We start from the raw sequence: 24,337 nt of genomic DNA, 5'->3' as shown, positions 1-24,337 counted from the left end.
CCCGTCTCGGCGGAGCCGTCCGATGATGCTCACCGCCGGGACCGGGCGCGACGACGTCGTCGACACCGCGACGGCGTCGGACGCGGTGCTCGTGCGGCAGGTCGGCCGCGGCGACCGGGTCGCCCACGCGGAGCTGTGGCTGCGGCACGGGGACGCGGCCCGCGACGCCGCGCGCCGGGTGGTGGGCGACCGCGCCGCCGACGAGGTGCTCCGGGAGGTGTACGCCCGGACCGAGGCGGCGCTGCTGGGCGGCCTCGGGGGCGCGCTGCCGTTCCGCCCCTACGTCTACGGGACCGTCCGGGACGTCGTCGCCGGGCGTGCCGGCGGCGCGCGGCGGCTCGTGCACTCCCCGCTCGCCCAGGCGTACCGGTCGCTGCCGGAGGTCTGGCAGTCCACGCTCTGGTACCTCGACGTCGAGGGCCTGCCCGCGACGGCGGTCGCGCCCTGGCTCGGGCTGCCGGCGGGTGCCGTGCCCACCGTGGCACGCACCGCCCGGGCGGCGCTGGGCCGGGCGTGGGCGCACGCCCAGGCGCGCGCCTGGGGCGACACCCCGTGCGCGGCGGCGATGGTCAGGGTCTCGCGCTACCGGCGCGGGCAGCTGGCGCCCGGCGCGCGGGAGGCGCTCGAGGCGCACCTGGCGGCGTGCACCCGCTGCTCCATCGCGGCGTCGGAGTACTTCGACGTCGCGCGGCGCCTGGGGCTGGTCCTCGTGCCCGGGGTGCTGGGCGCCGCGGCGCCGGCCCCGGCCCCGGCGCCGGCGCTGTCCGACGTCGTGGCCACGCCGCTGCCCGTCCCGGCGCACCGCCCCGCGCGGGCCAGGCGGCGGGCCGGCGGGTCGTGGCCCGCCTGCGCGTCCCCGGCCAGGCGACAGCTGTGGCGGCACCACTGACGGCTGCCCGCCCGCGGCGCGCCCCGGGCCGACCCGCCCGGCACGGCAGACCCGCCCGCAGCCCGGCAGACCCACCCGCAGCCCGGGGGCGGATCCGGGGACCGGCGGTCCGGGGGTAGGCCGTCCCTGAATGCCGGGCGCGCGCCGGGCCCAGCATGGGAGCACCGAACGCGGGCCGTGGCTCGCCGACCCGAGGAGGCCTCCGTGCCGAAGAACATCGACATCGCCATGCCGGACCTGACCGGCAGGCTGGCCCTGGTCACCGGCGCCAGCGACGGGATCGGGCTGGAGATCGCGCAGCGGCTCGCCCGGGCCGGCGCCGAGGTGATCATGCCGGTCCGCAACCCCGCCAAGGGGCGGGCCGCCGCGCAGCGCATCCGCGAGCACGTCCCGGGCGCGCGGCTCGACGTGCGCGCCCTCGACCTGTCGTCGCTGGCGTCGGTGGCGGCGCTCGCCGACGACCTGCTGCGCGAGGGCCGCCCCCTGCACGTCCAGGTCAACAACGCGGGCGTGATGACGCCCCCAACCCGCCAGGCCTCGACGGACGGGTTCGAGCTGCAGCTCGCCACGAACCACCTCGGCCACTTCGCGCTGATCGGCCGGCTGCTGCCGCTGCTGCGGGCGGGCCGCGCCCACGTCACGAGCCAGGTCAGCGTCGCGGCCGACCAGCACGCCGTCGCCTGGGACGACATCGGCTGGGAGCGCGGCTACCACCCGATGCGGGCCTACAGCTCCTCCAAGATCGCGCTCGGCCTGTTCGCGATGGAGCTGCACCGCCGCAGCACCCAGGAGGGCTGGGGCATCCGGAGCAACCTCTCGCACCCGGGCGTCTCGCCCACCAACCTGCTGGCCGCGCAGCCGCAGATGGGCCGGCCCCGGGACACCGTCCAGGTGCGGCTCATCCGCGCGCTCTCGCGCCGGGGCATCCTCGTCGGCACCCCGCAGTCCGCGGCGCTGCCGGCCGTCTACGCCGCCACCAGCCCGGAGGCCCACGGCGGCCGTCTGTACGGGCCGCGCGGGCTGGGGCACCTCGGCGGCGCGCCCGCCGAGCAGGCCCTGTACTCCCGCCTGCGCAGCCCGGAGGACGGCCGGCGCATCTGGGAGCTGTCGGAGCGGCTGGTCGGCGTGAGCGTCCCGGCCTGACCCGCCCTGACGGACCCCGTGCAAGGCAGGGATCGCCGGTCCCTGGCCCTCGGGCGGTCGGCGCGCCAGACTCGGGTCGTGGACAGAGACCAGCTCGCCGACTTCCTGCGCCGCCGGCGCGAGGCGCTGCAGCCGGAGGACGTCGGCCTCGGCCGGGGGCCGCGCCGGCGCACCGCGGGGCTGCGCCGCGAGGAGGTCGCCGCGCTGTGCGACATGTCGGTGGACTACTACAGCCGCCTCGAGCAGCGCCGCGGCCCGCAGCCGTCCGAGCAGATGCTCAAGGCGATCGCGCGCGGCCTGCGGCTGTCGCTCGCCGAGCGGGACCACCTGTTCCGGCTCGCGGGCCACAACGCCCCGGCCCGCGCGTCGAGCGGCGACCACGTCTCGCCGGGCCTCATGCGCATCCTCGACCGGCTCTCCGACACCCCCGCGCAGGTGATGACGGAGCTCGGCGAGACGCTGGTGCAGACGCCGGCGGCGCGGGCGCTGTTCGGCGACGAGACGCGCCACGAGGGGTTCATGCGCAGCGTCGGCTACCGCTGGTTCGCCGACCCGGCCAGCCGCGACGTCTACCCGCGGGAGGACCACCCGATCCACGCCCGCGCGTTCACGGCCGACCTGCGGGCGGTCTACGCCAAGCAGGGTCCTCGCTCGCGCGCGGCCGCGCTGGTCGAGGCGACCCGCGCCGCGAGCCCCGAGTTCGCGCAGTACTGGGACGCGCACGAGGTCACCACCACCCACGCGCGCGAGAAGCGGCTGCAGCACCCCGAGGTCGGCGTCATGGACCTGCAGTGCCAGCTGCTGCACGACCCGGACCAGGGGCACTCGCTCCTCGTGCTCACCGCCACGCCCGGCACGGAGAGCTACGAGAAGCTGCAGCTGCTGTCCGTCATCGGGGCCCAGCACGTCGCCCCGGCCGCCGAGCGCACCCGGACCTCCCCGTGACGGTGACGGCGCCCGCCGACCTCTCGCCGGCGGGCTGGATCGCGGCGAGCGGCCGCCCCTGGGAGCGGCTGATGACCCTCGGGCCGCCGGGGTTCGCGGCGTACGCGCGGCTGCGGTTCATCCCGGACCCGGCCTACGCTGGCCAGTCGGAGGGCGACGTCGACGTCGCCGCCGACCATCTCTCGGACGCCGCGCAGATCCGCGCCGCGGTCGAGACCCTGCTGCGGCACACCGGCACCCCCGACGACGGCTACCTCCTGGTGTGGGAGGGCTGGGGCCACGAGGTCTTCCCGCGCCGGGCGCTGCTGCGCCCGCGCCTGACGCTCCCGGGCCGGGCGTACCACCTGTTCCGCGTCCCGCTGCCGGACCTCGTCTCCGGCGCCGCCGAGGCCGCGTGGGAGCGGGAGGGCGGGAGCTGGATGCCGGAGCCGGCGTTCGTGTGGCCGGCCGACCGCGCGTGGTGCGTCACCGCCGACGTCGACCCGCACTGGGCCGGCATCGGCGCGGCCCCGGCGGCCGTCGACGCGCTGCTGGCCGACCCGCGGCTCGACGTCGTGCGCACGGACCCGGACGCGCAGCAGCCGTTCTACCACTGAGCCGTGCGGCGCGTGCTCGGGCGCCGCGCTCGCCAGCCGCCCGCGAGGCGGCCAGACTGGCGCCCATGTGCGGCAGGTACGCCAACGCCCGGCGCGACCAGGAGATCGCCGACCAGTTCCGCATCGCGGAGCTGGTCGGCGAGGAGCTGGGCCCGTCCTGGAACGTGGCCCCCACCCAGGACGTGCGCGCGGTGCTCGAGCGCGAGGAGTCCGGTCACGTGGCCCGCCAGCTGCGCACGCTGCACTGGGGCCTCGTGCCGTCGTGGGCCAAGGACACCAAGATCGGCGCGCGGATGATCAACGCGCGGGTCGAGACCATCACCGAGAAGCCGGCGTTCCGCCGGGCGGCCACCCGCAGGCGCCTGATCGTGCCGATGGACGGCTACTACGAGTGGCAGGCGCCGGAGTCCGGCAAGGGCCGCAAGCAGCCGTACTACCTGACCGACCCCGACGGCGCGCCGCTGGCCGCCGCGGGGCTGTACGAGCTGTGGCGCGACCCGGCCAAGGCCGACGACGCCCCGGACCGGTGGCTGTGGTCGTTCACCGTGATCACCACCGACGCCACCGACACGCTCGGGCACATCCACGACCGCTCGCCGCTGCTGCTGCCCGAGGACCTGTGGGACGCCTGGCTCGACCCGGGGCTCACCGACGCCGAGCAGGTCGACGCTCTCCTGGCCCAGGTCCCCGAGCCGCACCTGGCGCCGATCAAGGTCGGCACCGCCGTCGGGAACGTGCGCAACAACGGCCCCGACCTGCTGCGCCCCGTCGACTGACCGCGGCGGCGGGTCAGCGGCCTGCGGTCACAGGTCGGCGCCGAGCGACGTCAGGAACGGCATCGCGATCACCACCGCCTGAGCGAGCAGCAGGACGGCGGCGACGGTGCCGACGATCCACCACAGCTCTCGACGCCGCGCCGCGGCGGACCTCTGCGTGCTCATGCCGCGACCGTACCGGTGATGCGGGGCCGCCGGAAGGGCTCTGCCTGGGGCGACGCGTCGCCGACTACCGGCCGCCGGCCTGCGCCACCGCCGCCGGCAGCGCGCTCGGGTCCTGCCAGTTGCCGTCCCAGCGGGTGCCGTCGATCGTCAGCGTGGGGGTGCCGAACCGGTTCGTCTGCGGGTTGGCCAGGGCCGAGCTGCCGGCGGCGGCCTGCGTCGCGGAGGTGACCCACTGCCCGAACGTGTCCACCGCGGTGCCGTCGGCGATGCCGTCCGCGACGTCCTGCGGCACGCCGGCGTTGGTCGCGATGTCGGCGAGGCGCTTGTCCGTCAGGCCCCTCGTGCCCTCCAGCGGCTGGTCGACGTAGAGCGCGTCGTGGAAGTCGACGAACGCCTCGGGCGCTCGGTCCGCGACCCAGGCGGCCGCCGCCGCGGCGCGCGTCGAGTAGTGGGTGCCCGAGGACGAGCGGTCGAGGATCGCCACCGGGTAGAAGACCACGGTGGCGTCGCCGTCGGCGATCATCGTGTCGACGGTCGCGCCGTTGGACTTCTCGAACTGCCCGCAGACGGGGCAGATGTAGTCGTAGTAGATGCCCAGCTCGGGCGCGCCCTGGGTGGTGGTGCCCGCGGCGCCGTCGGTGCCGACGGGGATGCCCCCGTCGGGCCGCGCGGTCGACGGCACGTCGGCGACGTCCGCCAGCGGCTGGTCGGCGAACTCGAAGCGGTCGGAGCTCGCGGTGCCCTGCCTGAGGACGACGACGAAGACGACGAGGAGCGCGACCACCGCCGCCCCGAGCAGGCCGAACGTGACGATGCGGTTGCGACGGTCGCGGGCGGCCTGCTTCTGCTTGAGGGCCAGCGCGTCGGCGCGAGCCGCGCGGCGCCGCTCCGCCTTCCCGCGGTCGTCCGTCGCCATCGTGATGCCCCCGTCGTGCGGTCCGCGCGCGGCCGGGTCCGCGCGCGGTCTGGCCATCGTCGGACGAACGGGGGAGGTGCACAAGCACCGGCGTCGGGGTGGGTCGGGAGGCTACGTCAGGCGCAGCGCCGCGACCCAGCTGCCGGCGAGCGTCTCCGCAGCCCCCACCGGCCGGTCGTCGAAGGCCGCCAGGAACCCGGCGTGGAGCGCGGCCCCGGCGAGGAGGTCACCGACGGCGCGGGCGTCGACCTCGGGCGGTACTCTGCCCAGGTCCTGCTCGGCCATGAGGTACGTCGTGATCGCGCGGCCCGGAGCGGACGGGCCGCCGCCGCGCGCCTCGACCTCCTCGCGCCAGACGGCGAGCACGTCGCGCTCACCGAACAGCGCAGCGGCGAGCGGGAAGCCCTCGCGGAAGAAGGTGACGAGCGCGGCGACAGTCCGGACGAGGTTCTCCTCGACGGTGCCCTCGCCCGGCCGTGCCGCGTCGAACGGCCGTGGCAGCCGCTCCTGCAGGACCGCGACGAAGATCTCCTGCTTGCCGGCGAAGTGCTTGTAGATGAGGGCCTCCGAGCAGCCCGCATGGCGCGCGATCTCCTTCGTCGTGGCCTTGACGATCCCCCGCTCGCGCATGATCTCCACGGCGGCGTCGAGGATGCGGTCTCGTGCGGCCAACCGAACCTCCCGCTTGACGAGTAAGTGTTCACTCACCCTAACATCGACCACGGTTAGTAAATGCTCACTTACCCCAGGAGGAACCATGTCTGCGCTCGAGATCGCCCGCATCGCTCTGCTCGTCGTCCACCTCGTGGGGTCGGCGGCGATCGTCGGGTCGTTCATCCTCCAGATGCCGTGGCGCGAGCGCTTCGACTTCTCGCCTCTCTTGGTGGGCTCGATCGTCCAGGTCGCCTCCGGCTGCGCCCTCGTGGCCGTGCGCCGGATCGGGGATATGCCGGTCCTCGAGGCGAAGATGGTGGTCAAGCTAGGCCTGGCACTGGTCGTGCTCGCTCTGGTGGTCGTGGCGCTCGTCCAGCAGCGACGCCTGCGTGCGGCGGGCGCGTCCGACTCCCGGCTGCGTCCCCTGCTCTACGTCGCCGGCTTCACGGCGATCGCCGACATCGCGGTCGCGGCAGCCTGGACCTGACCGCCACCGGCACGTCCGGCGACGCCGCCTCGCGGCGGCTCAGTCCGCGAGCCGCCGGGAGAGCACGAGGCGGGAGCGGGTCACCAGCCACGCGGCCGTGACGGCGAGCACGGGGAGCACCACCACCGTGGCACCGAGCCACGGCCACGGCACGGCGACGCTCCACGTCAGGTCGACGAGGTCGTAGCGGTGGCGCTCGTACAGCACGAACGCTGCCCCCAGGGCGATGCCCGAGACCGTCCCGATCACCGCCCCGACGACGGCGACGGTCCCGGCCTGGGCGGCCACGACCCGCTTGCGGGTGCCGGGCGCGGCGCCGACGGCGGCCAGCGTCGCCAGGTCGGGACGGGACTCGGTGGCTGCCAGCGCGGTGGCGATCCACGCGGCGGCCAGGGCGAGGAGCCCGGCCCCGCCGACGATCAGGAGCAGGGCGAACCACTCGTCGCCCCGTCCCGGCGCCTCGGCGACGCCGGCGCAGACCCGGCACGATCCCCAGTCGTCGGTGCCGAAGCGCTCGTCCAGCGCCGCCTGCAGCGTCTCGACCTGGGCCGTGCTGAGCGAGGTGGTGGGGGAGGCCAGCAGGCCGCCGACGGCGGTGGGGGCGTCGGCCGTGGCGACGAGCTCCTGCGGCACCAGGGGGAGCGCGAGGGCGGTGGGGCCGGCCGGGTCGCCCACCGCGACGGCGGGAAGGTCGAAGGTGCGCGCGGTGCCCACCTCGGCGCTCGCCTCTCGGTCCCACCGGCTCACGGTGAGATGGGCGCTGCCGTCGGGCCACAGGTCCGCGGGCGCGACGACGGCACGGCCGGCGTGCAGCGCGGCGCGGGCGGCGTCGGCGTCGGGGATGCCGAGCACGTCGACGAGCGAGCCGTCGTCCACGACGGGGCCGAAGACGGCGCCCGGCCCGCTCGAGAAGCCGGTGCTGACGCCTGCGGCCGGCTCGGTGAACACAGTGGTGGTGACGGGCCCCTCGGCCGGCGCGCGGAGCACGGTGATGGTGCGCAGGTCGCCGGCCGCCGGCGCGACCTCGGCCACGAGCGCACGGACCGCGTCGACCTGCGCTTGCTCGAGCGACGTCGGCGCGTCCGGGGCGCCGACGTCCGCGGGGGCGACGAGCAGGGTCCCCGGGGCGGCCATGACCGACTGCGAGCGGTAGTCGTGCAGCGCCTGCGACGCCGAGTACACCAGCCCGCCGCTGGCCCCCGCGCAGGCCACCAGCACGGCCGCGACCGCCGGCGCCGTGCGCGACCGGTGGCGGGCGGCGTCCCGCAGCGCGAACCGCCAGGCCAGCGGGAGCCGGCCGGCCACCCGCCCGAGCAGCGCGACGATGCCGCCGCCGGCGAGCACCAGGCCGAGCTCGCCCACGACCACGCCTCCGGCCAGGAGCAGCGGCCGCCCCGCCAGCCCCGCCGCGACGGCGCCGGCGAACCCGGCGACGGCGACGGCGGCTCCGGCGACCGCGGGCCACCGCCGGTGCGCCGTCTCGCCGCGGCGCCCCGCCAGCACGGCGACGACGTCGGCACGGGACGCGCCGCGGGCCGGGAGCCACGCGGCCGCCGTGGCCAGCAGCACGCCGACCACGAGGATGCCCAGCACCTGGAGCCACGGGACGGTGAGGAACCGCAGCCCGCGGAGGCTCTGGTCGAGCACCACGAGCAGCGCCCCCGCGCCCGCGACGCCGAGCAGCACGCCCAGCACCGAGGCGCCGACGCCGATCACCACACCGGTGCCCAGGACCATCGCGCGCAGCGACCGCGCGGTCCCGCCGTTGGCCGCCACGAGGGCGAGCGACCGGGCGGAGCGGCGCGCGCCGACGGCGAACGCCGGCCCGATCAGCAGCACCGCCTCCAGCAGGGCGACTGCCACCACGGCGCCGACCGGCCCCCAGGTGCGCACCAGCTCAGCGGGGTCGGTCTGCGGGGCGCCCCCGAAGAGCGGCACGGCCTCGTCCGGTGGCGGGTCGAGCAGCACGGCGCGGCTCACCACGGTCGCGCCGGCCTCGTTGAGGCGCAGCACGTCGTCCCAGGTGACCGGCGCATCGCCGGACACGAACCAGCCGACCGCCACCGCGGTCGGCGAGAACTCGGCGTCACCCACCGCCGCGGGCGGGCGCAGCGGCCCGTCCGCCGGGTACAGCAGGCCGGCGGCGCCCGGCTGGCTCCGGGCCAGGAGACCCGAGATCGTGACCTCGCCGAGGTCGCCCGCCTGGGTGTCGTCGCGGACGTCGCCGTCCGGCTCGACGGCGACGACGTCCCCAACCGCGACGCCGAGCTCGTCGGCGACCGCGGCGGACAGCGCCGCCTCGCCGGCCCGCGGCGTCCGCCCGGTGACGAGCGCGAACGCGGCCGCGACGTCGGGGTCGCCGAGGTCGGTCTGCAGCGCCGTCGTCGAGCGCTCCAGGCCGGGCCCGTGCACGACGACGGATCGCCGCAGCTCCCGGACGAGCGAGTCGCCCGCCGGCAGCGCGGCCCCGACGGCGGCCTCGGCGTCGGCGAACGGCACGGAGACCGGCTCGCCCGTCATCGTGCCCTGGTGGTCGGGACTCTGCTGGACGCCCGGCTGGGCATAGTCCGTCGCGGCCTGCAGCCGCGGCCCCAGCTCGGTCTCGACCCGCCGCTCGGGCGACTCCTGCACCGACCACAGGGCCGTCGTCGCGAACGTGCCCACGAGCACCGGCAGCGCCACCATCGTCGCCACCAGCGTGGTGCGGCCCTTGTGCCGGCGGGCGTCGCGGGCGCCGTGGCGCAGCGCCACCCGCCACCGCCCGCGCCAGCGGGCCAGCCGCCCGCTCACGCGCGCACCGCGCCGGACAGCAGGTGGTCCGGCCCGGGGTCGGCGCCCGTGGAGTCGACCACCAGGCCGTCGCGCAGGAACACGATCCGGTCGGCCCACGCGGCGTGCCGCGCGTCGTGCGTGACCAGCAGGCCCGCGGCACCGGCGTCGACCCGGGCGCGCAGCACCCGCATGACCGCCTCGCCGGTGACGGAGTCCAGCGCGCCGGTCGGCTCGTCCGCCAGCACGAGCCGGCGCGGCCCGACGAGCGCGCGGGCGATGGCCACCCGCTGCGCCTGGCCGCCGGACATGTCGTCGGGGAACCTGTCGGCGAGGTCGTCGGTGCCGACCTCGGCGAGCGCCGCCGTCGCCTGCGACCGGGCCCGCCGCGCGGACAGCCCGTCGAGCTCGAGCGGGAGCATGACGTTCTCCAGCGCCGTGAGCGCCGGGACCAGGTTGAGGTCCTGGAAGACGTAGCCCACGTGCCGGCGCCGCAGCCGCGCGCGGCCCTTGGCGTCGAGCGCGCCGACGTCGTCGCGCCCCACGTGCACCGTGCCCGCCGTCGGGGTGTCGAGCCCGCCGGCCAGGTGCAGCAGCGTCGACTTGCCGGAGCCGGACGGGCCCATGACGGCGACGAGCTCGCCCATCGCCACGTCCAGGTCGACGCCGCGCAGCGCGTGCACCTCGGCGGCGCCGTAGCCGTGCACCCGCGTCACCCGGCGCAGCCGGAGCATCGCCGGGCCGCTCACCGCGCGCCGCCCTCGCCGGTGCCCGCGGCACCGTGCCCGACTGCGGTCGGGTCGCCGGACGCCTGCGCCGCGCCGGCGGCCGGCCGGCGGGTGGTCGCCCGCGCCACCGCCGCGCGGGCGACGGCGGACTCCACGTGGTCGAGCCAGCGCACCTCGGCCTCGGCGGCGAAGATCAGCGAGTCCAGGACCAGGGACCAGGCCAGCTCGGGGCCCTCCGGGGCGGCGTCCCGCTTCAGCCGTGTGTAGTCGCGCAGCGCGCGCAGCGTCTCGGTGCGCTGCCGCTGCACCACGGCGACGACGTCGACGCCCGGGACCGTGACCGCGAGCGCCAGCTTGATGGCCAGCTCGTCGCGGGCGGGGGCGGTGCGCTCGACCGGCCGCGTCCACCACGCCGAGGCCTCCGCCGCCCCCGCCGCGGTGAGGCGGAAGCGCTCGGGGGCGTTGGCGTCGTCGTCGGGCACGGGCTCCACGAGCCCGTCGCGCTGCAGGCGCTGGAGCGTCGTGTACGCCTGGCCGATGTTGAGCGGCCACGTGCCGCCGGTGCGGGCCTCGAACTCCTGGCGGAGCTGGTAGCCGTGCATGGGGCGCTCGGTCAGGAGCGCGAGGATGCCCTGCCGGATCGACATCAGGTCCTCCGTAGTTACCGGGTAAGCGGCGGTGCCGTGCGCCGATAGTTACGGAGTAAGTGGGTCGCTGTCAACGCTCTCGCGGGTGCGTCATCATCGCGCCATGACGTCGCTGCTCCCGCCCGCCGAGGTCGCCGCCCTGGAGGCGGCGCCGTTCACGTACCCGGAGGTGGGGGCGACGGCGGACGGCGCGCCGCCCGGGTACCGCGCGCACGGCCGCAGTCGTCGGCTGCACGGTGTCGACCTGCGGGCGGCGGCCGACCGGCTGCTGACCTGGGGCGTCCACGAGGCCGCGGGCCTGACTGTCGCCGCGTCGGCGCGGCGGCTGGGCGCGGGCACCGTCGTCCGGCTGTCGCTGGGGGTCGGTCGCCTGCGCCTGCAGGCCCCGTGCCGGGTGGTGTACGTCGTCGACGAGCCCGGGCGGGCCGGCTTCGCGTACGGGACGCTGCCCGGCCACCCGGAGTCGGGCGAGCAGCGGTTCCTCCTGGAGCAGGCGGCCGACGGGACCCTGACGTTCAGCGTCACGTCGTTCTCCCGGCCGGCCGGCGCCCTGGCGCGCGCCGGCGGACCGGTCGCGCGCCGGGTGCAGGACGTCATGGCGTCCCGGTACGTCGCCGCGCTGGACGCCTGACGACCGGCCGGCTGGGGTCGACGCGGCCGCTACCTGGAGCTGATGCGCGCGGCGGCGCCCGCCTCCCGCTCGACGTCGGCGACCGCTGCCGGCCACGCCGCCGCGTCGAGGCCGAGCTGCGTGCGCAGGAAGGCGGTGGTGACCCGCTGGATGATCCGGACGCGGGCCGGGTCCGGGTCCGTGGTCTCGGCGACCTCGTGGCCGACGATGCCGCCGAGCGAGTGCTCGCCGCCGGGGAGGGTCAGCATGGCGGTGGCGCCGGGGCTCAGCGTGTAGGCGTCGGTGAACCAGTCCGGCCCCCGGGTGGACAGGGCGGACCGGTCGCTGCCTCCCGCGACGACCAGCGTCGGCGTCGTCAGGTGCGGGTAGGAGGGCCGCATGAAGGGCTGGTGCTCGGCCGCGAACGGGGTCAGGCTCTCGCCGGTGCCCGTGGCGGCGAGCAGCACGCCGGCGCGCACGCGGGGGTCGCGCAGGTCCTCGCCCGGGGTCCCGGCCTCGTCCAGGACGCGGGCGCCGAGCAGCATGCCCGCGGTCTGGGCGCCCCAGGAGTGCCCCGCGACCGCGACCGCGGCGGTGTCGACCCTTCCGGCCAGGCCGGGGACCGCGGCCACGAGGTCCTCGAGCCGGTCGATGATCGTGGTGAGGTCGGTGACCCGCTGACGCCAGACGGACGCGAAGCGCAGGTCGTCCGGCGCGAGGCCGACGGACCGGGAGTCGAGGTGGGTGGGCTGGACGACGACGAGGCCCTCGCCCGCCCAGTGGTCGGCGAGCGGCGCATAACCGTCCATGGACCACCCGTTCCCGTGGGAAAAGACCACGACCGGCAGGCGCTCGCCGGTGGTCGGCGCGGAGACCCGGACGTGCAGGCCGGGGTCCCGGCCCGCTGCGTCGAGGACGACGGGCTTGACGGAGACGATCGGGGTGCGTGGCACGGTGCTGGTGGTCATGGCAGGTCCCTCCTGAGGGCGCGCGCGGTTGGTGGCGCGGCCCGGCACCTGGCAGACTCGCTTACCGGAACCGCGTTCCGTCAGTTAAGCGGAACGGTGTTCCGCTTGCAAGTCGATCCTTGAGGAGGCGCCGTGCCCGCCGCGGACACACCCCCACCGGCTTATCGGCGGCGTGCGGACGCCGAGCGCAACGTCGCCGCGCTGCTCGAGGCCGCCGCCGCGTCCTTCGTCGAGCGCGGGGTGGACGCGCCCGTGCGGGACATCGCCGCTCGTGCGGGGGTCGGGGTCGGCACGATCTACCGCCACTTCCCGACCCGGGCGGACCTCGTCGTGGCGGTGTACCGGCACCAGGTCGACGAGCTCGCCGCACCGGCCGCGACCGACGCCGGGTCGCCGTCCGCCGCGCTGCGTGCGTGGGTGGACCGGTTCGTCGACTTCCTGGTGACCAAGCACGGCCTCGCGGCCGCCCTGCGCTCGGACGACCCCGCGTTCCTGGCGCTGCACGCCTCCTTCCTCGACCGGCTCGTGCCCGTGTGCGACGGGCTGCTCGAGGCCGCCGTCGCCGCGGGGGAGTGCCGGCCGCAGGTGACGGGCTACGAGCTCATGCGCGGCATCGGCAACCTGTGCATCGGCGCCGAGAGCGATCCCCGCTACGACGCGCGCCGCATGGTGGAGGTGCTGCTCGACGGGCTGCGCCCGTCGTCCTGACCCTCGGCGGCTCGCGGTCACGCGACGCAGCACACCGACCCGAGGACCATCGCGAGGAAGACCCCGAACGACACGAGCGGGGCGAGGGTGGCGATGACGATGGCTGTGACGCCGGCGCCGACCTGGCGCCGGGTGGCGGCCACGATGCCCAGCACGAGGCCGGCGAGGCCTGCGAGCGCGGCGATCCCCTGCAGCGCCAGCAGCACCGACACCGCGCCGGAGTACCAGGCCGGGGTGTCGGCCAGGACCGTGCCGTGCGCGCCCTCCACGGGGCCGACGGTCGCGCCGACGGAGGCGGACGCCGGGATCGAGACCACCGTGGCGCCCACAGCGAGGAGCACCGCGGTGAGGCCGAGCCGGTGGTCCGGCCGACCGTCGGTCGTGCGGGCGCGAGCGGGAGGTCCACCCGGCCCCGCGGGGGCGAGACCGGACTGGCGCTACATATGAACAGTAAGCACTGAATGGGAGGTGGCAGGTGCGCATCGTCGTGTCCAACCGCGCGGACGCCCCGCTGTACAGCCAGGTCGCCGAGCAGATCAAGGCGGCGGTCCTGGCCGGTGAGCTGCACGACGGGGACCCGCTGCCGTCGGTCCGGGCGCTGGCGCGCGACCTGCGGATCTCGGTCATCACGACCACCCGCGCCTACGCCGAGCTGGAGGCCGAGGGGTTCATCACGACCGTGCCGGGCAAGGGCGCGTTCGTGCTGCCCGTCGACTCCGAGCTCGTCCGTGAGCAGCTCCTCCGCAGGGTGGAGGCCGGGCTCGGGGCGGCGATCGACGCGGCCCGGGTCGCGCGGCTCGGGCGGGAGGACCTGGTCGGGATGCTCGACGTCCTCCTCGCCGAGGCCGCCGACGTCCCGGCGGCCCCGGGCGCCGCGGGGCACGCGGCGGGGCACGACGCGGGGCAGGAGTCGTGATGGAGGACCTCGCTCTCGCCCTGCGCGGCGTGACCGTCCGGCGCGGTGACTTCACCCTGGCCGACGTCTCGTTCAGCCTGCCGACCGGGTTCGTGCTCGGCCTGGTCGGGCCGAACGGCGCGGGCAAGACCACAGTCATCCGCACCCTGCTCGGGGCGCTGCGGCCCGAGTCCGGCCAGGTCGAGGTGCTCGGGCGGTCGCTGCCCGCACCCGACGACCTGCGGCAGGACGTCGGCGTCGTGCTGGACCGTCCCCACCTGGTGGAGGACTGGCGGCTCGACCAGGTCGAGCAGGCGCTGCGGCCGTTCTACCGGCGGTGGGACGGCGCCCGCTACGCCGACCTGCTGGCGACGTTCGGGCTGGACCGTCGCGCCACCGTCAAGACGTTGTCGCGCGGGATGGCGATGAAGCTGCAGATCGCGATCGCGCTGTCCCACGAGGCGCGGCTGCTGCTCCTGGACGAGCCGACCAGCGGTCTGGACCCCGTCGCCCGGGACGAGCTGATCGGCATCCTGGGCGACTACCTGGTCGACGAGCGTCGCAGCGTGCTGTTCTCGACGCACATCACGACCGACCTGGAGCGGATCGCCGACCACCTCACCCTGCTGCGCGACGGGCGCGTGGTGAGCACCGGGCCCAAGGACGACCTGCTGTCCGCGTACTGCCTGGTCAGGGGGAGTGCCGAGGAGCTGCCCGCGGACGGTCTGGTGCCGCTGCTGGGCGCGCGTCGGACGCCGGTGGGGGTCGAGGCCCTGGTCGCGGCGGACGACGTCCCGCTGCTCGGTCCGGGCGTGCTGGTCGAGCCGCCCACCCTGGACCAGGTGGTCGTCCACCTCGCCGCACCGACGGCGGCCCGGACGGCGGTGCACGCATGAGCGGGTTCGCCGCGGCGGTGCGGCTCGACGTGCTGACGGTCCGCCCCTACGGACGGCAGGTGCTGCTGCTGGGCCTCGCGGTCGCCTGCATCTCCGTCGTCGGCGGCCCGCCCGTCGCGGTGGTCGCCGCCGGCTCGGTCTTCGCCGCGCTGGTCGCCGCCTACCCGTTCGCGATCGGCGACAAGAACGAGCTGGACAGCCTGCGCTCCGTGCTGCCGGCCGCGCGCCGCACGTTCGTGCGGGCCCGCTACGCGGCGACCGTCGGTATGTACGCCGTCTGCCTCGCCGTGTGCACGGGCCTCGCCCTGGCGCCGGCGGCGGCCCGGGGCGAACCGGTCGACGCCGCCGAGCTCGGCATGGTGGCGGCGCTCGGCTATGCGCTGTTCGCGGTCCTGGCGGGGCTCCAGCTGCCGGTGTACTACGCCCTGGGCTACCCGCGTGGCCGCGTCGTCGCGTACGTCCCGCTCATCGTCCTGTCGGCGGCCGTCGCGGCCAGCACGTCTATGCTGGGCGACCTCGCGCCCGACCTGACCGCCTGGGTGACGGCGCGGCCGGGTGCGTCGGTGGCGCTCCTGCTGGTCGCCGGGACCGGCCTGCTGGTCGCCTCGTGCGTGACCGCCCGCCGGCTCGACGCCCGGCGGGCGGCCCGGGGCGGCTGACCGGCGCACACCGCCGCCGCACGCACCCTCGCCGCCCGCCAGATCCCACCGACAGAATCGGACCCCTTGGTGACGCCCTTCATCCGACCCGCGACCGCGGACGACCTCCCGGCCGCCGCACGCACCCTCGCCGCCGCCTTCGTCGACTACCCGTGGACACGATGGGCGGTGCCCGCCGACGAGCACGTCTCACGCCTCGAGCAGCTGCAGGCGCTGTACCTCGGCCACGCCTTGCGGCACGGCGTCGTGCTCGTCGACGCCGACGTGCGTGCGGTGGCAGCGTTCCTGCCGCCCGACGCGCCCGAGCCGGAGCCGGCGACGCAGGAACGGGTGGCGGAGCTCCACGGGGACCGGCTCCGCGCGCTGGCGGCGCTCGAGCTGCCCGCGCCCCCGGAGCGCTCCTGGAGCCTCGCGACGCTCGGCGTCCACCCGGACCACCGCGGCCGCGGCCTCGGTACGGCGGTCGCCGCGGCGGGGCTGGACATGATCGACAGCACCACCGGTGGAGCAGCCGTCTCGCTCGAGACGTCCGACGAGCGCAACGTGCGGCTCTACGAGCGCCTCGGGTTCACGGTGACGGGCCGTACCGCGATCGACGGCGGCCCGGACGTCTGCTCGATGACGCGCGTCGGCGGCACGCGCGGCTGAGGCCCGCGGCTACGCTCTCGCCGTGGCGCGCCGGGGCATCTACGTCGAGACGGTCGTCGACGTCGACGTCGACCGGCTGTGGGACGCCACCCAGGACCCGCGCCAGCACGTGCGGTGGGACGTCCGGTTCTCCGAGATCGTCCCCGAACCCGCCGGCGCGGACGGGGCGGCGCGGTTCACGTACGTGCGGCGATCGCCCCTGCACGACGTCCGCGGGACCGGGGTGAGCATCGGCGAGCGGCGGCGCGCGGACGGGACCCGGACGTCGGCGCTGCGCTTCGGGACGGACGACCGGCTCTCGCCGATCCGCTCCGGGCGCGGCTACTGGCGCTACGTGCCGGACGGGCCTGGCCGGACCCGCTTCATCACGGGCTACGACTACGACGTCGGGTGGGGGCCGCTCGACCTGGTGGTCCGCCCGCTGCTCGGGTGGGCCACCGCGTGGAGCTTCGACCGGCTGCGGACCTGGCTCGAGGGCGGTGGCGAGCCCGAGGCCTGGCCGCTGGTCAGCGTGCTGTGGGTGTGGCGTCGCGACCGGCCGCGGGCCTCCCGGACGCTCCGCGCGCCGGCCGGCGGCAGCCGCCGCCGCGACCACCTGCTCGACGCGCCGGCCACCCTGGCCGGCCTGCCCGACCCGGGAGACGGACGATGACCTCGCTGTTCGAGCAGGTGCTCGGCGCCGACTTCCAGCGGCTGCACCCGATGATGCGCCGCCGGTTCGGCGTCGGCCTCGACGCCGCCGAGGCGTGCGTGGGCCGCGGCGTGATGACCTCGATCCGGCGCGGTCCGTGGTGGACGGTCCCGTTCCTCCAGCTCGGGCGGCTGCGCAACATCCTCGTGCCCGACGTCGGCGAGGACGTCCCGTTCACGATCGAGAACTACCCGTACCGCGACGGCCTCGGGCGCGAGACCGTGACCTTCGTCCGGACGTACGCGACGCGGCCCGGGCGGACCGCCCGGTTCGACGCCACGATGGTGGTCGCAGGCGGGCGCGTGCTCGACTACCTGGGCACGCACCAGCACCTCGCCGTGGACCTCGACCTCGAGGTCGACGAGCGCGGCGGCCTGGTCGTGCGGTCCGGCGCGCAGCGGTTCTACGAGGGGCCGGTCGGGTTCCGGTTCCCGATGCTGTTCAGCGGGCGGGCCACGCTGCGCGAGCACTGGTCCGACGAGGACGAGTCGTTCCACGTCGACCTCGAGGTGCGCAACCGGGTGTTCGGGTTCCTGTTCGGCTACCGCGGGTCCTTCACCTGCGAGTGGGTGCCGGCGACCGACGCGCCGGACCGTCTCAAGCCGCGGCGCACCGAGGCCCGCACGTAGCCGCCCCCCGGGCGCGGCCCCGAGGGTGAAAATCCGCCGGCTCGCCTCGTCGCCGCTCGGGCCGCCACGGGGGCTCACCAGGCACGACGTCCGCACCTTCCCCGCAGCGCCCTGATTCCACCCAGGGCGCGTGAGCGTCCGCCGGATCGGCACTGTTGAAGGAACAATCATCTGGGTAGGGTCGGGCGCCGGGCGGGCCAGGGGGGCCGGCCCGGGCGGATCCCGGCGAGGGCAGCGAGGCGGCGACGCCACGCCCTCGCCCGGGGCGCCGTGGCGGTCGTCGGTCGGGAGGCGTGGCGTGGCCAGGGGGCGGTTCGATGCCGAGGAGCGGTGGCCGGAGCTGTTCGAGCAGCTGGACGTGCACCAGCGCTACGCGGTCGTGCAGTCGCTCGCTGCCGTGCGGCACGACGGCGGGGTGCCCAGCCGGGAGGACGTCGCGAACCTGATCGACCGCGCGCGGGGAGCGGCCGGCCGCAGCGCGAGCGACGCTCGAGGCGACGGCTAGACCGTCTCCGGCCGCTTCTCCCGGGCGAACCGCGCCGGCAGGTCCGGCCCGTCCCACACCTGGATCGCCCGCCAGATCGACGCCGCGATCGGCACGGCCAGGACGGCGCCGGTGAGGCCCGCCAGCACGGTGCCGGCGGTGAGGGCGACGAGGATCATCAGCGGGTGCAGGCGCAGGGCGCGCCCCATGACGATCGGCTGCAGGAAGTCGCCCTCCACCTGGTTCACGACGACGACGATCGCGACCACGATCAACGCCTCGACCGGGCCGACCGCCACGAGGGCGACCAGGGCGGCGAGGACGCCGGCGAGGGTGGCGCCGACCAGCGGGATGAACGCGAGCAGGAACACGAGCACCGACAGCGGGATCACCAGCGGCACCCCGACGATCGCGAGCCCGATGCCGATGCCGATCGCGTCCACCGCCGCGACGATCGCCGTGCCGCGCACGTACCCGCCGAGCGTGCGGACCGTCGCGTCGCCGATGCGCTTGCCGCGCTCGTAGCGGTGGCCCTCGAACGGGCGCAGGAGGAACTCCCACAGCTTCGGGCCGTCCTTGAGGAAGAAGAACAGCACCACGATCATGATGAAGAACCCGGCGACGAAGTCCGCCGTCGCCGACACCCCGGCGATGGCGCCCGAGCCCACGGCGCTGGACTGCAGCAGCCCGGTGACCGACTCCTGGAGCGACCGGACCTGCTCCTCGGTGACCTCGAACGGCAGCCCCTGCACGTACGACTGGAGCGCGTCGAAGCCGTCGACGGCCTGGGCGCTCAGCTCGTCCCACTGGTTCACGACGGCCCGGATCACCAGCCAGACGATCCCCGCCAGGACCGCGACCAGCGCCAGCAGCGCGATCCAGGTCGCGAGCAGGGCGGGCAGGCCCCGGCGCCGCAGCAGCGACACGAGCGGCGAGATCGCCGCCGCCAGGACCAGCGCGATGAGCACGGGGATGACGACGAGCGTCAGCCGCGTCACGGCGAGCACGAAGACGGCGAGCACCGCGAGCACGGCCAGCACCTGCACCGCGCGGGTCCCCACCCGCCCGAAGCCGTCGGCCCACAGCGCCGAGGCCGTGCGCCGGGGGCGCGGGGCGTCCGGGGCGCCCACCACGTCGGCGCTCATCACGTCGGCGCCCACGACGTCGGCGCCCGCTTCGTCGGCCCGCGCCGGCGGCTCGTCCTGCGGCCTGCGTCTCGGTCCCATCGCCTGTCCTCCCGTGCGGGGTCGGGGTCAGCCCCGACGGTACGGGGAGCCGGCGGCCCGCGCGCGGCATCCCCGCGCGGCGTTCGCCGAGGTGAGGCGCGCGCCGCACACCCCGGGAACCGACGGCACGTCGTCGGCGTTGGATGCAGGAGCCGGGCGATCCGGCGAAGATCGAAGCACGGAGCCGACGACGAGGGGCCCACGCGGGCCCCTCGACCTGTGGAAGGACCATGGACACCAGCAGTAGTACCAGGCCCAGGACGGGCGATCATCCTCGGAGCACGCGTGGCGGACGGGGGTGGACCTCGTGACCTGGGTGCTGTCGCTGCTCGTCGGCCTCGTGGTGATCCTCGCGATCACCGCCGCGACGGGGTACTTCGTCGCGCAGGAGTTCGCGTACATGGCCGTGGACCGCTCGCGCCTCGCGGCGCGGGCCGAGGCGGGGGACGCCTCCGCGCGCCGGGCGCTCGCGGTCACCAAGCGCACGTCGTTCATGCTCTCCGGCGCCCAGCTGGGCATCACGATCACCGGCCTGCTCGTCGGCTACGTCGCCGAGCCGCTGGTGGGCGAGGCGCTCGGCACCGCGCTGGGCGGCGTCGGCGTGCCGACCGGGGTCGGCGTCGCCGTCGGCACCGTCGCGGCGCTGCTGCTGTCCACCGTGGTGCAGATGCTGTTCGGCGAGCTGTTCCCGAAGAACCTCGCGATCGCCCGCCCGGAGCCGGTGGCGACCTGGCTGGCCCGGTCCACGCAGGTCTACCTCGGCGCGCTCGGCTGGCTCATCGCGGTGTTCGACGCCGCGTCCAACGCCCTGCTGCGCCTGCTGCGCATCGAGCCGGTGCACGACGTCGAGCACTCCGCCACCGCGCGCGACCTCGAGCACATCGTGGCCGACTCGCGCGCCAGCGGTGACCTGCCCGACGACCTGTCCGACCTGCTGGACCGGATCCTCGACTTCCCGCGCCAGGACGTGGAGCACGCGATGATCCCGCGCGCCCAGGTCGACACCGTGCGCGCTGACGACACCGTGGCGCAGGTGCGCGAGCTCATGGCCGCCGGCCACTCGCGCTACCCAGTGCTCGGCGCCGACGACGACGTCGTCGGCGTGGTGCACCTGGTCGACGTGCTGCGCCGCCCGGCCGCCGACCCCGAGCCGGTCGCCGCCGTCGCGCGCCCGGCGCTCGTGCTGCCCACCACCATGGCGCTGCCCGACGCGCTTGCCGAGCTGTCCGCCACGCGCAACCAGATGGCCTGCGTGCTCGACGAGTACGGCGGCTTCGTGGGCGTGCTCACCGCCGAGGACCTGGCCGAGGAGCTGGTCGGCGAGATCACCGACGAGCACGACGAGCCCGAGCCCGGCCCGCTCGCCCCGAGCGAGGACGGCGTGTGGGTGATGGACGGCGACGTGCACGTCGACGAGGTGGAGCGCGCCGTCGGGCGCGAGCTGCCCGAGGGCGACTACGAGACGATCGCCGGCCTGGCGATCGCCGCGCACGGCGCGTTCCTGGAGCCCGGCGACGCCGTCGAGGTGGCCCTGCCGGCCGACCCGGCCGACCTGGCGCTGCCCGAGCCGCCGCCCGCCCGGGCGCTGCGCGTCGAGGTGCTCGAGGTCGAGCGGCACGTGCCCGCGCAGGTGCGCGTGACGCTCCTCGAGCACGGCGCCGAGCAGGACGTCGAGCAGGGCGTGGAGCAGGGCGCCGACGCCGAGAACGGTGAGCAGGACGCGGAGGAGGCCCGATGAGCAACCCGTGGGTGGTCGCCGGTGCGACCGTCGTCATCATCGCGCTGAGCGCGTTCTTCGTCGCCGTCGAGTTCGCGCTGCTCGCGGCCAAGCGGCACCGCCTGGAGGACGCCGCGGCGTCCAGCCGCGCGGCCCGCGCCGCCCTGCGCAGCTCCGCCGAGCTGACCGTGCTCCTGGCCGGGTCGCAGCTCGGCATCACCGCCTGCACCCTGGCGCTCGGCGCGATCACCAAGCCGGCCGTGCACCACTGGCTGACCCCGGTGTTCGAGTCCTGGGGCGCCGCTGTGTGGCTCGCGGACGTCGCCGGGTTCGTCCTGGCGCTGATCATCGTGACGTTCCTGCACCTGGTGGTCGGCGAGATGGCGCCGAAGTCCTGGGCGATCGCGCACCCGGAGACGTCGGCGACCCTGCTGGCGCTGCCGATGCGGGCGTTCATGGCCGTCACCCGGCCGGTCCTGGTGGCGCTCAACGAGGCGGCGAACTGGTGCCTGCGCCGCGTCGGCGTCGAGCCGACCGGGCAGGTGGCCTCGGGCCGCAGCCCGGAGGACCTGCGCCACCTCGTGGAGCACTCGGCCAACGTGGGTGCGCTCGACCCCGCCTACTCCGAGCAGCTCTCGGGCGCGCTCGACCTGCGCCGGCTCACCGTCGCGGACCTGCTGCGCGAGGGGGCGGACCCGGTGTCCGTGGGCGGCGACGCGACGGCGGCCGACGTGCGCGCGGCTGCTGACCGCTCCGGGCACCTGCGCATCCTCGTGCGGCCCGCCGGCGCCCCGGCGCCGACCGGCGTCGTGCACGTGCGCGACACGCTGCTGCTCGACGACGCCGCCCCGGTCGCCGGCCTGGTCCGGGACGCGTTCGTGCTCACGGCGGACACGCCGCTGCACACCGCCCTGACGCGGATGCGCGAGACGAGCAACCACCTCGCGCTCGTGCACCAGCCGTCCGGCGCCGTCGGCGTCGTGACGCTGGCCGACGTCCTGGCGCGGATCTTCCCGCGCACGGTGGCGGAGCCGGTCGCCGCCGGCTGACGCGGCCCGGCCGCGCGAGCCGGACCCGGCCTCCTACGCCACGGAGGCCGGGTCCAGCGGTCCTCGTCAGGCGCCGACGCCGTCCGGTGCCGGCGTGCCCAGGCTGATCGCCGTGTCGACGACGTCGGTGAGGTCGTGCCGCCGCGCGAACGCCTCGCGCTGGCGCTGGGCGCCCGGGCCGTCCTGCAGGATCTCCGCGACGACGGCCTGCACCTGCGCGTCCTCGCCGTACTCGTCCAGCACGGGACGCAGCAGGTCGAGCAGCTCGGCCACCACGTGACCGGCCGGGGTGGGGCGGCCCGTCGACGGGCTGACCAGCTTCTCCTCCACGCCGAACCGGCTGGCCCGCCACGACCAGGCCCGCAGCTCGGTGACGCCCGCCGGGTGCGGCGGCACGCCGTCGCGGTGCTGCCGGCACGCCGTCTCCACCAGCGCGCGGATCATCGCCGCGATCACCCCGGCCTGCACCGGGTCGAGGACGACGTCGGCCACGCGCACCTCGATGGTGGGCCAGGGGACCGACAGGCGGGCGTCGTAGTAGAGCATGCCGTCGTCCAGCGCGACGCCGGAGCGCAGCACGGCCGCCATGCACCGGTCGTACGCCTCGGCGGAGCCGAAGATCTCGTAGGCGCCGGCGGTGGGCCACCGCGTCCAGGCCTGGTAGCGGTAGCTCGCGAACCCCGACTCGACCCCGTACCAGAACGGGGAGTTGGCGCTGAGGGCCAGGAGCACCGGCAGCCAGACCCGGATGCGGTCGAGCGCCGCGACGCCCTGCTCGCGGTCGTCGACCGCCACGTGCACGTGGAACCCGCAGGTCAGCTGCTCGGCGGCGAGGATCCCGACGTGCCGCTGGATGCGCCGGTAGCGCGCCTCCGGCACCAGGTGCGGCAGCCCTGCGGAGACGGACGTGCCGATGGCGACGGCGCGGCCGCCCACCGCGCGTGCGGCGGCGTCCGCGAGCGTCCGGCCGGTGCGGATGGCGGCGATCTGGTCGGCCAGCGAGGTCTGCGGGGGGCCGACCACCTCGATCTGCTCCTGCTGGAGCTCGAGGGTCAGCGCGTGCCCACCCGGCGCCGTCGCCACCTTCGGCCCGGGTCCGCCCGGCTGCGCCTCGCCCGCGCCGTCCGCGTCCAGCGGCGCGGCGGCGGGCGCCGGCTCCCCGGCGTCGGGCCGCTGCGCGCGCTGCACGGCGTCCTCGCTGGCCGCGAGCGGCTGCCGGCTGCGCGCGTCGACGAGCAGCAGCTCTTCCTCCACGCCGAACGTCCGGACCATCGCGGCTCCCTGCTCCCCGGGCTCCCTACCATCTTCGGCGACGCGCGGCCCGGCCGCAGGTGCGGGTGCCCTGGGCGACGAGCGCCTGCCCGCTCCGCCTGCGGGCGCGGGCCGCCGCCTCCTACGGTGGGCCGCATGGCGGGCGCGACGACGGTCTGGACGGTGGGGCACTCCACGCACCCCCTCGACGAGTTCGTCGCGCTGCTGCAGGCGCACGGGGTGCAGCGGGTGGTGGACGTGCGCACCGTGCCGAGGTCGCGGCGCAACCCGCAGTTCGCCGAGGACGTGCTCGGCCCCGCGCTGCGCGAGCGCGGCCTGGGCTACGAGCGGGTGCCGGCGCTGGGCGGCCTGCGGCACGCGCGCAAGGAGAGCGCCGAGGGGATCAACGGGGCGTGGCGCAACGCCTCGTTCCGCGGCTACGCCGACTACATGCAGACCCCGCAGTTCGCCGACGCGGTCGAGGCGCTCGCGGCCGAGGCTCGCGACGAGCGGCTAGCCGTGATGTGCGCCGAGGCGGTGCCGTGGCGCTGTCACCGCTCGCTGATCGGCGACGCGCTGCTGGTCCGCGGCGTCGAGGTCCTCGACATCATGTCGCCGACGTCGGCGAAACCGCACACGCTCACGTCGTTCGCCGCGGTGGACGGCACACGGGTCTGGTACCCCCCGGAGGACTGACCTCGGCAGACCCCTGGCGCCACAGGGCGGCGGCCTGCCAGGCTGCCCCCGGACCGGCATCGTCGACGGAGGGGGACCATCGTGCAGGTCACGCAGATCGGGACGGCGTTCGCGGTGAGCGACCCGACCGCCGCGGGGGACTGGTTCGCCCAGCGGCTCGGCTTCACCGTGCTCGTCGACCTCGGCTGGTACGTCAGTACGCAGCACCCCGACCGCGAGGAGTTGCGGGTCGACTTCGTGCGGCACGACCACGAGTCGTGGCCGGAGCCGCGGGTGCCGGTGCGCGGTGCGATGGTGGCGCTGGTGGTCGCCGACGTCGACGCCGAGCACGCGCGCCTGGCGGCCGGCGGCGTCGAGGTGCTCAAGCCGCTGGTGACGGAGCCGTGGGGGCAGCGCCGGTTCCAGGCCGCCGGGCCGGACGGGCTGGTCGTCGAGCTGGTGCAGCCCGTGGCGCCGGACCCGGAGTGGCTGGCCGCGCAGGGCCTGGGCGTCTGA

General features: G+C 76.1%; 29 protein-coding genes. 19 read left to right on the top strand and 10 right to left on the bottom strand.

Going from position 1 to position 24,337, the window contains the following annotated elements; translation table 11 throughout:
- Nucleotides 1-22 precede the first annotated feature (22 nt).
- The 5 genes from GSF02_RS04200 (at nucleotide 23) to GSF02_RS04180 (ending at nucleotide 4,349) form a co-directional block, all read left to right on the top strand.
- Complete coding sequence (locus GSF02_RS04200; protein ID WP_159793039.1) at nucleotides 23-889, top strand: zf-HC2 domain-containing protein; 867 nt, start codon at nucleotides 23-25, stop codon at nucleotides 887-889.
- Nucleotides 890-1,093: 204 nt separating this feature from the next.
- Nucleotides 1,094-2,032: an SDR family oxidoreductase gene (locus tag GSF02_RS04195; RefSeq protein WP_159793037.1), complete on the top strand. Its 939-nt coding sequence runs from the start codon at nucleotides 1,094-1,096 to the stop codon at nucleotides 2,030-2,032.
- A gap of 78 nt (nucleotides 2,033-2,110) precedes the next feature.
- Nucleotides 2,111-2,977 (top strand): helix-turn-helix transcriptional regulator, encoded by an 867-nt coding sequence (locus tag GSF02_RS04190; RefSeq protein ID WP_159793035.1) that lies wholly within the window; start codon nucleotides 2,111-2,113, stop codon nucleotides 2,975-2,977.
- Nucleotides 2,978-3,048: 71 nt separating this feature from the next.
- On the top strand, nucleotides 3,049-3,573 hold the full coding sequence (locus GSF02_RS18730; protein ID WP_235915350.1) for a hypothetical protein: 525 nt from the start codon (nucleotides 3,049-3,051) through the stop codon (nucleotides 3,571-3,573).
- A 65-nt stretch (nucleotides 3,574-3,638) separates the two neighbouring features.
- Nucleotides 3,639-4,349: an SOS response-associated peptidase gene (locus tag GSF02_RS04180; RefSeq protein WP_159793031.1), complete on the top strand. Its 711-nt coding sequence runs from the start codon at nucleotides 3,639-3,641 to the stop codon at nucleotides 4,347-4,349.
- Between the two features lie 27 nt (nucleotides 4,350-4,376).
- Here the strand turns inward: GSF02_RS04180 and GSF02_RS04175 are convergent, their stop codons facing one another.
- The 3 genes from GSF02_RS04175 to GSF02_RS04165 all read right to left on the bottom strand — a co-directional run bounded on the left by GSF02_RS04175 (nucleotide 4,377) and on the right by GSF02_RS04165 (nucleotide 6,102).
- Nucleotides 4,377-4,514, bottom strand: coding sequence for a hypothetical protein (locus GSF02_RS04175; protein ID WP_159793029.1), 138 nt, complete (start codon nucleotides 4,512-4,514; stop codon nucleotides 4,377-4,379).
- Nucleotides 4,515-4,578: 64 nt separating this feature from the next.
- On the bottom strand, nucleotides 4,579-5,487 hold the full coding sequence (locus tag GSF02_RS04170) for a DsbA family protein (protein ID WP_235915349.1): 909 nt from the start codon (nucleotides 5,485-5,487) through the stop codon (nucleotides 4,579-4,581).
- Between the two features lie 54 nt (nucleotides 5,488-5,541).
- Nucleotides 5,542-6,102, bottom strand: a complete 561-nt coding sequence (locus GSF02_RS04165; RefSeq protein ID WP_159793027.1) for a TetR/AcrR family transcriptional regulator — start codon at nucleotides 6,100-6,102, stop codon at nucleotides 5,542-5,544.
- An 85-nt stretch (nucleotides 6,103-6,187) separates the two neighbouring features.
- Here GSF02_RS04165 and GSF02_RS04160 point away from each other — a divergent pair, with 85 nt between their 5' ends.
- A complete protein-coding gene (locus GSF02_RS04160; protein WP_159793025.1) occupies nucleotides 6,188-6,571 on the top strand; it encodes a hypothetical protein in 384 nt (127 codons plus the stop codon).
- Nucleotides 6,572-6,610: 39 nt separating this feature from the next.
- Here the strand turns inward: GSF02_RS04160 and GSF02_RS04155 are convergent, their stop codons facing one another.
- The 3 genes from GSF02_RS04155 to GSF02_RS04145 are packed head-to-tail and all read right to left on the bottom strand — an operon-like array spanning nucleotide 6,611 to nucleotide 10,715.
- Nucleotides 6,611-9,361, bottom strand: a complete 2,751-nt coding sequence (locus GSF02_RS04155; protein ID WP_159793023.1) for an ABC transporter permease — start codon at nucleotides 9,359-9,361, stop codon at nucleotides 6,611-6,613.
- Nucleotides 9,358-10,074 (bottom strand): ABC transporter ATP-binding protein, encoded by a 717-nt coding sequence (locus GSF02_RS04150; protein ID WP_159793021.1) that lies wholly within the window; start codon nucleotides 10,072-10,074, stop codon nucleotides 9,358-9,360. The genes GSF02_RS04155 and GSF02_RS04150 overlap by 4 nt, the downstream gene beginning before the upstream one ends.
- Before the next feature lie 11 nt (nucleotides 10,075-10,085).
- Nucleotides 10,086-10,715, bottom strand: coding sequence for a PadR family transcriptional regulator (locus GSF02_RS04145; RefSeq protein ID WP_159793019.1), 630 nt, complete (start codon nucleotides 10,713-10,715; stop codon nucleotides 10,086-10,088).
- Nucleotides 10,716-10,818: 103 nt separating this feature from the next.
- On the opposite strand from GSF02_RS04145, the gene GSF02_RS04140 reads away from it, so the two are divergent.
- Nucleotides 10,819-11,346: a DUF1990 family protein gene (locus GSF02_RS04140; protein ID WP_159793017.1), complete on the top strand. Its 528-nt coding sequence runs from the start codon at nucleotides 10,819-10,821 to the stop codon at nucleotides 11,344-11,346.
- Between the two features lie 29 nt (nucleotides 11,347-11,375).
- Here GSF02_RS04140 and GSF02_RS04135 read toward each other — a convergent pair whose 3' ends face one another.
- Nucleotides 11,376-12,293: an alpha/beta hydrolase family protein gene (locus GSF02_RS04135; RefSeq protein WP_159793015.1), complete on the bottom strand. Its 918-nt coding sequence runs from the start codon at nucleotides 12,291-12,293 to the stop codon at nucleotides 11,376-11,378.
- 132 nt (nucleotides 12,294-12,425) lie between these two features.
- On the opposite strand from GSF02_RS04135, the gene GSF02_RS04130 reads away from it, so the two are divergent.
- Nucleotides 12,426-13,001 carry a TetR/AcrR family transcriptional regulator gene (locus GSF02_RS04130; RefSeq protein WP_159793013.1) on the top strand — a complete coding sequence of 192 codons (576 nt, stop codon included), beginning with the start codon at nucleotides 12,426-12,428 and terminating at the stop codon, nucleotides 12,999-13,001.
- Nucleotides 13,002-13,018: 17 nt separating this feature from the next.
- Here the strand turns inward: GSF02_RS04130 and GSF02_RS04125 are convergent, their stop codons facing one another.
- Nucleotides 13,019-13,342 carry a hypothetical protein gene (locus GSF02_RS04125; RefSeq protein WP_159793011.1) on the bottom strand — a complete coding sequence of 108 codons (324 nt, stop codon included), beginning with the start codon at nucleotides 13,340-13,342 and terminating at the stop codon, nucleotides 13,019-13,021.
- A 134-nt stretch (nucleotides 13,343-13,476) separates the two neighbouring features.
- On the opposite strand from GSF02_RS04125, the gene GSF02_RS04120 reads away from it, so the two are divergent.
- From GSF02_RS04120 to GSF02_RS04090, 7 genes are all read left to right on the top strand, one after another.
- Nucleotides 13,477-13,917, top strand: a complete 441-nt coding sequence (locus GSF02_RS04120; RefSeq protein ID WP_159793009.1) for a GntR family transcriptional regulator — start codon at nucleotides 13,477-13,479, stop codon at nucleotides 13,915-13,917.
- Nucleotides 13,917-14,792, top strand: a complete 876-nt coding sequence (locus GSF02_RS04115) for an ABC transporter ATP-binding protein (RefSeq protein WP_159793007.1) — start codon at nucleotides 13,917-13,919, stop codon at nucleotides 14,790-14,792. Before GSF02_RS04120 ends, GSF02_RS04115 begins: the two co-directional genes overlap by 1 nt.
- A complete protein-coding gene (locus tag GSF02_RS04110; protein WP_159793005.1) occupies nucleotides 14,789-15,451 on the top strand; it encodes an ABC-2 transporter permease in 663 nt (220 codons plus the stop codon). The genes GSF02_RS04115 and GSF02_RS04110 overlap by 4 nt, the downstream gene beginning before the upstream one ends.
- Before the next feature lie 69 nt (nucleotides 15,452-15,520).
- Entirely contained in the window at nucleotides 15,521-16,099 is a 579-nt protein-coding gene (locus tag GSF02_RS04105) for a GNAT family N-acetyltransferase (protein WP_159793003.1), read from the top strand.
- 22 nt (nucleotides 16,100-16,121) lie between these two features.
- Nucleotides 16,122-16,751, top strand: a complete 630-nt coding sequence (locus GSF02_RS04100; protein WP_235915348.1) for an SRPBCC family protein — start codon at nucleotides 16,122-16,124, stop codon at nucleotides 16,749-16,751.
- On the top strand, nucleotides 16,748-17,419 hold the full coding sequence (locus tag GSF02_RS04095; RefSeq protein WP_159793001.1) for a DUF4166 domain-containing protein: 672 nt from the start codon (nucleotides 16,748-16,750) through the stop codon (nucleotides 17,417-17,419). Before GSF02_RS04100 ends, GSF02_RS04095 begins: the two co-directional genes overlap by 4 nt.
- Before the next feature lie 298 nt (nucleotides 17,420-17,717).
- A complete protein-coding gene (locus GSF02_RS04090) occupies nucleotides 17,718-17,924 on the top strand; it encodes a hypothetical protein (protein ID WP_159792999.1) in 207 nt (68 codons plus the stop codon).
- On the opposite strand, the gene GSF02_RS04085 is transcribed toward GSF02_RS04090, so the two are convergent.
- Nucleotides 17,921-19,048, bottom strand: coding sequence for an AI-2E family transporter (locus tag GSF02_RS04085; RefSeq protein WP_159793147.1), 1,128 nt, complete (start codon nucleotides 19,046-19,048; stop codon nucleotides 17,921-17,923). The two genes, GSF02_RS04090 and GSF02_RS04085, sit on opposite strands and share 4 nt — an antisense overlap.
- 388 nt (nucleotides 19,049-19,436) lie before the next feature.
- On the opposite strand from GSF02_RS04085, the gene GSF02_RS04080 reads away from it, so the two are divergent.
- Together GSF02_RS04080 and GSF02_RS04075 are read left to right on the top strand one after the other, a co-directional pair.
- Nucleotides 19,437-20,867 (top strand): hemolysin family protein, encoded by a 1,431-nt coding sequence (locus tag GSF02_RS04080; RefSeq protein WP_159793145.1) that lies wholly within the window; start codon nucleotides 19,437-19,439, stop codon nucleotides 20,865-20,867.
- Nucleotides 20,864-21,895: a CNNM domain-containing protein gene (locus tag GSF02_RS04075; protein ID WP_159792997.1), complete on the top strand. Its 1,032-nt coding sequence runs from the start codon at nucleotides 20,864-20,866 to the stop codon at nucleotides 21,893-21,895. The genes GSF02_RS04080 and GSF02_RS04075 overlap by 4 nt, the downstream gene beginning before the upstream one ends.
- Nucleotides 21,896-21,961: 66 nt before the next feature.
- Here GSF02_RS04075 and GSF02_RS04070 read toward each other — a convergent pair whose 3' ends face one another.
- Nucleotides 21,962-23,167 (bottom strand): glutamate--cysteine ligase, encoded by a 1,206-nt coding sequence (locus tag GSF02_RS04070; RefSeq protein WP_159792995.1) that lies wholly within the window; start codon nucleotides 23,165-23,167, stop codon nucleotides 21,962-21,964.
- A 135-nt stretch (nucleotides 23,168-23,302) separates the two neighbouring features.
- Between GSF02_RS04070 and GSF02_RS04065 the strand changes: the two genes are divergently transcribed.
- Both GSF02_RS04065 and GSF02_RS04060 read left to right on the top strand, forming a co-directional pair.
- Nucleotides 23,303-23,842 carry a DUF488 domain-containing protein gene (locus GSF02_RS04065; protein ID WP_159792993.1) on the top strand — a complete coding sequence of 180 codons (540 nt, stop codon included), beginning with the start codon at nucleotides 23,303-23,305 and terminating at the stop codon, nucleotides 23,840-23,842.
- An 81-nt stretch (nucleotides 23,843-23,923) separates the two neighbouring features.
- Entirely contained in the window at nucleotides 23,924-24,337 is a 414-nt protein-coding gene (locus GSF02_RS04060; protein ID WP_159792991.1) for a VOC family protein, read from the top strand.

It is taken from the genome of Puerhibacterium puerhi, from assembly GCF_009846865.1.
In the GTDB taxonomy this organism is placed as follows: domain Bacteria; phylum Actinomycetota; class Actinomycetes; order Actinomycetales; family Cellulomonadaceae; genus Puerhibacterium; species Puerhibacterium puerhi.
The sequence above is the reverse complement of the archived record's forward strand: the minus strand, read 5'-3'. Positions and strand labels throughout refer to the sequence as shown.

Excerpts from the sequence above, each read along its gene's own strand:
- GSF02_RS04200 (WP_159793039.1), top strand. The coding sequence starts at position 23 with ATGATGCTCACCGCCGGGACCGGGCGCGACGACGTCGTCGACACCGCG.
- GSF02_RS18730 (WP_235915350.1), top strand. The coding sequence starts at position 3,049 with ATGACCCTCGGGCCGCCGGGGTTCGCGGCGTACGCGCGGCTGCGGTTC.
- GSF02_RS04180 (WP_159793031.1), top strand. The coding sequence starts at position 3,639 with ATGTGCGGCAGGTACGCCAACGCCCGGCGCGACCAGGAGATCGCCGAC.
- GSF02_RS04175 (WP_159793029.1), bottom strand. The coding sequence starts at position 4,514 with ATGAGCACGCAGAGGTCCGCCGCGGCGCGGCGTCGAGAGCTGTGGTGG.
- GSF02_RS04170 (WP_235915349.1), bottom strand. The coding sequence starts at position 5,487 with ATGGCCAGACCGCGCGCGGACCCGGCCGCGCGCGGACCGCACGACGGG.
- GSF02_RS04160 (WP_159793025.1), top strand. The coding sequence starts at position 6,188 with ATGTCTGCGCTCGAGATCGCCCGCATCGCTCTGCTCGTCGTCCACCTC.
- GSF02_RS04150 (WP_159793021.1), bottom strand. The coding sequence starts at position 10,074 with ATGCTCCGGCTGCGCCGGGTGACGCGGGTGCACGGCTACGGCGCCGCC.
- GSF02_RS04145 (WP_159793019.1), bottom strand. The coding sequence starts at position 10,715 with ATGTCGATCCGGCAGGGCATCCTCGCGCTCCTGACCGAGCGCCCCATG.
- GSF02_RS04140 (WP_159793017.1), top strand. The coding sequence starts at position 10,819 with ATGACGTCGCTGCTCCCGCCCGCCGAGGTCGCCGCCCTGGAGGCGGCG.
- GSF02_RS04135 (WP_159793015.1), bottom strand. The coding sequence starts at position 12,293 with ATGACCACCAGCACCGTGCCACGCACCCCGATCGTCTCCGTCAAGCCC.
- GSF02_RS04115 (WP_159793007.1), top strand. The coding sequence starts at position 13,917 with ATGGAGGACCTCGCTCTCGCCCTGCGCGGCGTGACCGTCCGGCGCGGT.
- GSF02_RS04110 (WP_159793005.1), top strand. The coding sequence starts at position 14,789 with ATGAGCGGGTTCGCCGCGGCGGTGCGGCTCGACGTGCTGACGGTCCGC.
- GSF02_RS04095 (WP_159793001.1), top strand. The coding sequence starts at position 16,748 with ATGACCTCGCTGTTCGAGCAGGTGCTCGGCGCCGACTTCCAGCGGCTG.
- GSF02_RS04085 (WP_159793147.1), bottom strand. The coding sequence starts at position 19,048 with ATGAGCGCCGACGTGGTGGGCGCCCCGGACGCCCCGCGCCCCCGGCGC.
- GSF02_RS04075 (WP_159792997.1), top strand. The coding sequence starts at position 20,864 with ATGAGCAACCCGTGGGTGGTCGCCGGTGCGACCGTCGTCATCATCGCG.
- GSF02_RS04070 (WP_159792995.1), bottom strand. The coding sequence starts at position 23,167 with ATGGTCCGGACGTTCGGCGTGGAGGAAGAGCTGCTGCTCGTCGACGCG.
- GSF02_RS04065 (WP_159792993.1), top strand. The coding sequence starts at position 23,303 with ATGGCGGGCGCGACGACGGTCTGGACGGTGGGGCACTCCACGCACCCC.